The 7,894-nt window shown below is 74.5% G+C and carries 1 protein-coding gene; it reads right to left on the bottom strand.

Annotation, left to right across the window (positions count from 1 at the left end; translation table 11 throughout):
* The coding region (locus AKI01S_RS47200; RefSeq protein ID WP_067833275.1) for a type I polyketide synthase at window positions 1–7,894 on the bottom strand (7,894 nt) is incomplete at both ends.

The following is a 7,894-nucleotide window of genomic DNA, read 5'->3' on the forward strand; positions in this document are numbered from 1 at the left end:
TGCGCGCCCAGGGCCCCGGTGCCACCGGTGACGAGCACGGTGCCGTCGGGATCGAACGGGCCGTCGGCCAGGGGAGCGGGGGCCGTCCGCGCCAGCCGGGCGACCAGCGGCTCACCGTCACGGAGCGCGACCTGCGGCTCGTCCAGCGCGAGCGCCTCCGCGAGGGACCGCGCCGAGGCCTCGCTCCCGTCCAGGTCGGCCAGGACGAACCGGCCGGGATGCTCGGCCTGGGCGGACCGCACCAGGCCCCAGACGGCCGCGGCGGGCAGATCGGTGATCTCGTCGTCCGGGACGGCGGCCACCGCACCCCGGGTGAGGACGACCAGCCGGGAGTCGGCCGCCCGCTCCTCGGCCAGCCACTCCCGCACCAGGGCCAGCGCCCGTTCCACCAGGGAGTGGGCCCGCGCGACGGGATCGGCGCCGCCGTCCGCCGCCAGAACGGCCACCACCGCCTCCGGCACGGGCGCGGGACCGGCCAGGACGTCCGCGAGCCCGGCGCGGACGGGAAGCCCGGTGGCGAAGACGTCCGCGCCGAGCAGGACCGCCTCGACCGGTCGCGGCGCGGCCGGGTCCGGCCGCGTCCAACCGACGTTCAGCGGAGACGCCTGCGGTGCCGCCAGCCGCGCCGGGTCGACCGGCCGCAGCGCGAGGGACCCGACCGTGACGGCCGGACGCCCCTCGGCGTCCATGCCGACCAGCCCGATCGTCGACTGGTCCGCCAGCGACATCCGCACGCGCAGCGCACGGACGTCGCCCCCGGTCACGGTGACCTCGGACCAGGAGAACGGCAACCGGAGACCGTCCGCGACCCCGCCCGGGTCGGCGGCCAGCCGGACGTGCAGCGCCGCGTCGAGCAGGGCGGGGTGGACGGCGAAGCCGGTGGGGTCGGTGTCGTCGGGGAGCCGGACCTCGGCGTAGAGGACGTCCCCGTCCCGCCAGGCGGCCTGGAGCCCCTGGAAGACGGGGCCGTAGTCGTAGCCGCCGTCGGCGAGCCGTTCGTAAAGGTCCTTCACCGGCAGCGGAGCGGCGGTCGGCGGCGGCCACGCCCCACCCCCGGACGCCGTCGGCGTCGTCGCGGGAGCGAGCAGGCCCGTCGCGTTGCACACCCAGTCGGCGTCCTGCGCGCCGCCCGGCAGCGAATGGACCGTGAACGCGCGGCGGCCGTCCTCGTCGGGACCGTTGACCTGGACCCGCAGGTCGGCCGCCCCCTGCTCGGGCAGCACCAGCGGATGATCCAGGACCAGGTCGTCGATCCGCGCGCAACCGACCCGCGCACCCGCGTGCAGCGTGACGTCGACCAGGGCGGCGCCGGGAAGAAGGACGGTACCGAGCACGGCGTGGTCGGCCAGCCACGGATGGGTGGCCGTGGAGATCCGCCCGGTGAGCACGAGCCCCTGACTGCCCGGCAACTCGACGACACCGCTCACCAGCGGGTGGCCGGTGGTGGTGTGGCCGGGCTGGGGTGTGGTGGTGGGGGTGAGCCAGTAGCGCTGGTGTTGGAAGGGGTAGGTGGGCAGTGGGGTGTGTGGGCTGGTGGGGTGGAGTGGGTTGGTGGTGATGCCGTGGGTGTGGGCGGTGGCCAGGGCGTGGAGGAGTTGGGTGGGGGTGCCGTGGTTGCGGCGCAGGGTGCCGATGGCGATGGCGTCGGGGTTGTCCTGGATGGGGCTGGTCAGGACGGGGTGGGCGCTGATTTCGATGAAACGGGTGTGTCCGGTGTTCAGCAGGGTGGTGAGGGTGGGGTGGAACTGGACGGTGTTGCGCAGGTTGTCGTACCAGTACCGGGCATCGAAGGGGGTGTTGGTCGTGATGTCACCGACGGTGCTGTGGATGGGGATGTCGGGGGTGGTGGGGGTGATGTCGGCCAGGGCGGTGAGGATTTGTTCTTGGAGGGGTTGGACGTGGGGTGAGTGGGAGGCGTAGTCCACCGGGATGGTCTTGGCCCCGGGGTGGGCGGCGACCAGGGAGGCCACGGCGTCGGTGTCGCCGGAGACGATGGTGGTGGTGGGGGAGTTGATGGCGGCGATGGAGATGCCGTTGCTGGTGGGGATCTGATGGGCGGGTAGGGGGATGGCGGCCATCGCGCCATTGCCTGCCAGGGTGTGGATGGCTTGGGAGCGCAGTGCGACGATCTTGGCGGCGTCCGCCAGTGTCAGTGCGCCTGCGATGTGGGCGGCGGCGATTTCGCCTTGGGAGTGGCCGATGACGGCGTCGGGGTGGACGCCGTGGTGTTGCCAGAGTCGGGCCAGCGACACCATGATCGAAAACAGTGCGGGCTGGACGACATCGACGCGTTCCAGGGCAGCTTCGTCGCCCAGCACGTCGGTCAGTGCCCAGCCGGTGTGAGGGCGCAGGGCCTGTTCGCAGGCTCGCAGGTGTTCGGCGAACACCGGAGAGGACTCCATCAGTTCCAGGCCCATCCCGGCCCATTGGGAGCCTTGGCCGGGGAACACGAACACCGTCTTGCCCGGCGTTTCCCTTCCCTGGACCAGGTTCGCGGCCGGTGTGTCCGCACTCAGCGCGCGAAGACCGGCGACAGCCTCGTCGAGAGTGGAGCCGATGACGGCGGCGCGGTGCGGGAATGCCGTGCGTGTGGCGAGGGTGGCGGCAACCGCCGCCGGATCCAGGTCGGGGTCGGCCTTTAGGTGTTCCAGCAGACGCTTGGCCTGGTCCCGCAACGCCGTCTCGTTCCGGGCCGACAGCAGCCATGCCATCGGGCCGGTGTGCTCTTCCGGCTCTGCGGGCTCCGGCTTTGGCTTGGGGGCTTGTTCCAGGATGACGTGGGCGTTGGTGCCGCTGATGCCGAACGATGACACCGCCGCGCGGCGGGGCCGGTCGAGTTCGGGCCAGTCGTGGTTGTCGGTGAGCAGTTCGACGCGTCCGGCGTCCCAGTCCACGTGTGGGGTCGGCTCGTCCACGTGCAGCGTCCGGGGCAGGACCCCGTGTCGCATGGCCTGCACCATTTTGATGATCCCGGCGACGCCTGCGGCGGCTTGGGTGTGGCCGATGTTGGATTTGATGGAGCCGAGCCACAACGGCCGGTCGCGGTCCTGCCCGTAGGTGGTCAGCAGCGCGTTCGCCTCGATGGGGTCGCCGAGCCTGGTGCCGGTGCCGTGCGCCTCGACCGCGTCCACCTCGGCGGGGGCCAGACCGGCGTTGGCCAGCGCCTGCCGGATCACCCGCTGCTGCGAGGGCCCGTTGGGGGCCGTGAGCCCGTTGGACGCGCCGTCCTGGTTGACGGCCGAGCCCCGGACGACGGCGAGCACGCGGTGGCCGTTGCGCTGGGCGTCGGAGAGTCGTTCGACCAGCAGCAGTCCGACGCCCTCCCCCCACGAGGTGCCGTCGGCGGCGGCGGCGAACGGCTTCGGCCGCCCGTCGGGGGCCAGGCCGCGCTGGCGGCTGAATTCCACGAAGGTCCCCGGTGTGGCCATCACGGTGACGCCGCCGGCCAGTGCCAGGTCGCATTCGCCGTTGCGGAGCGCCTGGATCGCCAGGTGCAGGGCGACCAGCGAGGACGAGCAGGCGGTGTCCACCGAGATGGCAGGGCCTTCGAGCCCGAACGTGTAGGCGATCCGCCCGGACGCGACGCTGCCCGCGCTGCCGGTCCCCAGCTGCCCTTCGTAGCCTTCCGGCGCCTGCTGCATGAGCCGGTTGCCGTAGTCGTCGTACATGACGCCGGTGAAGACGCCGGTGTGGCTGCCGCGCAGCGTGTGGGGGTTGATTCCGGCGTTTTCGAACGTCTCCCAGCTGGTTTCCAGGAGGAGGCGTTGTTGGGGGTCGGTGGCCAGGGCTTCGCGGGGGCTGATGCCGAAGAACTCGGGGTCGAAGTCGGCGGCGTTGTAAAGGAAGCCGCCGTGACGGGTGTAGCTGGTACCGGGATGGTCGGGGTCGGGATCGTAGAGGGACTCCAGGTCCCAGCCCCGGTCGGTGGGGAACTCCCCGATGGCGTCGACGCCCTGGGAGACCAGCCGCCACAGGGCCTCCGGTGAGGTCGCCCCACCGGGGTAACGGCACGCCATTCCCACGATCGCAATCGGCTCGTCGGCCGGGATGGTGGACGCGGTCGGCGCGGAGGGTCGTTCGCCGGTGCTGGTCACCTGTTCCCTGAGGAACCGCGCCAGCGCGTTGGCGGTCGGGTGGTCGAAGGCCAGGGTGGCGGGCAGCCGGAGGCCGGTCGCGGTGCTCAGCCGGTTGCGGAGCTCGACGGCGGTGAGCGAGTCGAAGCCGAGTTCCTTGAAGCTCCGGTCGCGGGCGTCGTCGGCCGTCGTGGAGTGGCCGAGCACGGCGGCCACATGGCCGAGGACGAGGTCGCCGAGCAGTTCCTCCTGCTCGGCGCCCGCGAGACCGGCCAGGCGGGCGGTGAGTTCGGCGCCGCTCGGCCCGCCCGCACCGGCCCGGCGGGGCCGCTGCCGGACGAGGCCGCTCAGCACCGGAGGCAGCGTGCCGTCGGCGGCGCGGTCCTGGAGGGCGTTCGGGTCCAGGTCGGCGGTGACGAGGTGGGCCGTCCCGGCGGCCAGGGCGGCGTCGAACAGGGCGAGCGCGTGCTCGGTGGACAGGGGCCGCAGCCCCTGGCGATGCAGGCGTTCGCGCTGGTCCCGGCTGAGGGAGCCGGTCATGTCGCTGGTGGCGGCCCAGAGGCCCCAGCCGAGCGACACGCCCGGCAGACCCAGGGACCGGCGGTGGTGGGCGAGCGCGTCGAGCCAGGCGTTGGCGGCGGCGTAGTTGGCCTGGCCCGCCGCCCCGACCGTGCCGACGGCGGAGGAGAACAGCACGAACGCGGTCAGCGGCAGGTCGCGGGTGAGCTCGTGCAGGTGCCAGGCCGCGTCCACCTTCGGCCGCAGCACCGCGTGCAGCCGCTCCGGGGTGAGGTCGGTCAGCATCGCGTCGTCCAGCACCCCGGCGGCGTGGACGACCGCGGTGAGCGGACGTTCCTCCGGCAGCGCACCGAGGACGCGGGCGAGGTCGTCCCGGCGGGCGGTGTCGCATGCGGCGACGGTGACCTCGGCGCCCAGCGAGGTCAGCTCGGCCCGCAGCTCCTCCGCGCCCGGCGCGTCGGGGCCGCGCCGGCTGAGCAGCAACAGGTGCCGCGCGCCGTGCCGGGCGACGGCGTGGCGGGCGAGGAGCGCGCCGATCGTGCCGGTGCCACCGGTGATGAGCACGGTGCCGTCGGGGTCGAACGGGGCGTCGCCGGGAGCGTCGGCGGTCCGGGCGAGCCGAGGCGCGTGACACCGGCCGTTCCGGATCGCGAGCTGCGGCTCGCCGGACGCGACCGCCGCGCCCAGCGCCCGGGCCGAGGCGTCGTCGCCGTCGACGTCCAGCAGGACGAACCGGCCGGGGTGCTCCAGTTGCGCCGAGCGGACCAGGCCCCACACCGCCGCGCCGGCCGGGTCGGCGGTCCCGTCGTCGGGGCCGGTGGAGACCGCGCCCCGGGTCAGGAACACCAGGCGGGACGCGGCCGACCGCTCGTCGGCCAGCCACCACCGCGTCAGCTCCAGGGCCCGTTCGGCGAGCGCGTGCGCGGCCTCGGGGCCGTTGCCGCCGTCCGGTGCGGAGCAGTCGACGAGGACCGGGTCCGGGAGCGGGCCGGTGAGCTCCCGGGGGTCGGCGTCCGGCGGCGGAACGTGCGGCGGCTCCGCGGCGGCCGGGGCCAGGGCCGTCCAGTCCAGGTGGTACGGCGTCGGCCCGCGCCGGTCCCCGCCGAGGAGCCGTTCGGGGGCGACCGTCCGCAGGGTCAGCGACTCGACGGTGGCGACGGGAGCGCCGGTCGTGTCGGCGACGTCCAGGGCGACCTCGTCGGCTCCGACCGGGCGCAGGCGGACCCGCAGGCCGCTCGCGCCCACCGCGTGGAGCGCCACCCCGGTCCAGGCGAACGGCAGCGTGGCCCGCTCCCGTTCGCCGAGCAGCCCGAGCACGATGCCGTGCAGCGCGGCGTCCAGCAGCGCGGGGTGCAGGCAGAAGCGGCGGGCCGCCGCGTGCTCGTGCTCCGGCAGCGCGACCTCGGCGAAGATCTCGTCGCCGTGTCGCCACGCGGCCCGGAGCCCCTGGAAGACCGGTCCGTACTCGTACCCGTCGGCGTCGAGCCGGTCGTAGGCGCCGGTGAGGTCGACGGGGGTCGCGCCAAGCGGCGGCCACGCCTCGCCGACGCCGCCCGGGCGGTCGCCGGCGGACGCGGCGATCGTGCCGGTGGCGTGCCGGGTCCACGGCTCGCCCGGCCGGTCCGCCGGGCGCGAGTGGATCGTCACGGTGCGGTGGCCGCCGTCCGGCCCGTCGGGCGCGCCGACACCGACGTGCAGTTCGACGGGGGCGTCTCCGCGCAGCGTCAGCGGGTTCTCCAGGGTGAGCCCGTCGACCCGGTCGCCGCCGACCTCGATCGCCGCGCGCAGGGCCAGGTCGAGGAACGCGGACCCGGGCAGCAGCACGGTGCCGAGGACGGCGTGGTCGGCCAGCCACGGGTGGGTGGCGGTGGAGATCCGGCCGGTGAGGATGTGACCGTTGCCCTCGGGAAGCTCGGTCGCCGCGCTGACCAGCGCGTGTCCGGTGTCCGCACCGCCGCGCGCGCGGTCGGCGGGGTGGAGCCAGTAGGGCCGGTGCTGGAAGGCGTAGGCGGGCAGCGGCACCCGCCGGTCCCCGGGGTGGACGGTCGTCCAGTCGACGTCGACGCCGTGCGTGTGGGCGCGGACCAGCGCGGCGAGCAGCTGGGACCGGTCGCCCCGGCCGCGGCGCAGCGTCCCGACCGCCACGGCCTCCGCGCCCGTGGCCTCGGCCGTGTGCTGGATCGAGGCGGTCAGCACCGGGTGCGGGCTCGCCTCGACGAACCGGAGGTGCCCGGTCTCCAGCAGCGCGGCGACGGCCCGGTGGAACCGCACCGGGTTCCGGAGGTTGGCGTACCAGTACGCCGCGTCGAACCGGACGCCGTCCTCGGGGGCGCCCGCCGTCGTGTGCACGGGGATGGCGGGCTCCTGCGGCTCGATGTCGGCGAGCGCCTCCAGCATGCGGTCGCGGAGCGGTTCGATGTGGGGCGAGTGCGAGGCGTAACCGATGGGGACGGGTTTGGCGTCCACGTTCCGCCGCCGGTATTCGGCGAGCAGCCGGTCGACGGCGTCGAGGTCGCCCGAGACGACCGTGCCGCGCGGCGAGTTGACGCCCGCGACCGACAGGGCGCCGCCGTAAGGTTCCAGGTCGGCCTCGACCCGCTCGACGGGCAGCGGGACGGCGATCATCCCGCCGGTGCCCGCGATGGTCCGGCAGACCTGCCCGCGCAACGCGATGATCTTGGCGGCGTCTTGGAGGGAGAGGGCTCCGGCGATGTGGGCGGCGGCGATTTCGCCTTGGGAGTGGCCGATGACGGCGTCGGGGTGGACGCCGTGGTGTTGCCAGAGGCGGGCCAGGGAGACGGTGAGGGCGAAGATGGCGGGTTGGACGATGTCGACGCGGTCGAGTTGGGGGGCGTCGGGCGTGTTGTGCAGGACGTCGATGAGTGACCAGCCGGTGTGGGGTCGCAGTGCCGCGTCGCAGGCTCGTAGGTGTTCGGCGAACACCGGGGAGGTCTCCAGCAGGTCCAGGCCCATCCCCGGCCACTGGGTGCCGTGCCCGGGGAACACGAACACGGTCTTTCCGGGCATCTCGACGCCCTGGCCGAGGTTCGCGGCCGGAACGCCGTCCCGGAGCGCCGCCAGCCCGGAACGCAGGTCGTCCGGGTCGTCGCCGACGACGCCCGCGCGGTGCGCGAAGACGGCGCGGGAGCCCAGCGTGCGGGCGACCGCCGCCGGGTCCAGGCCGGGGTCGGCCTCCAGGTGCTCCAGCAGGCGTCCGGCCTGGTCCCGCAACGCCGTCCCGGTCCTGGCCGACAGCGTCCACGCCACCGGGCCGGGCCGCTCCTCGGTCCCGCCGGTCGCGT

The sequence above is a fragment of the Actinomadura kijaniata NBRC 14229 genome (genome assembly GCF_001552175.1).
Classification (GTDB): Bacteria; Actinomycetota; Actinomycetes; order Streptosporangiales; family Streptosporangiaceae; genus Spirillospora; species Spirillospora kijaniata.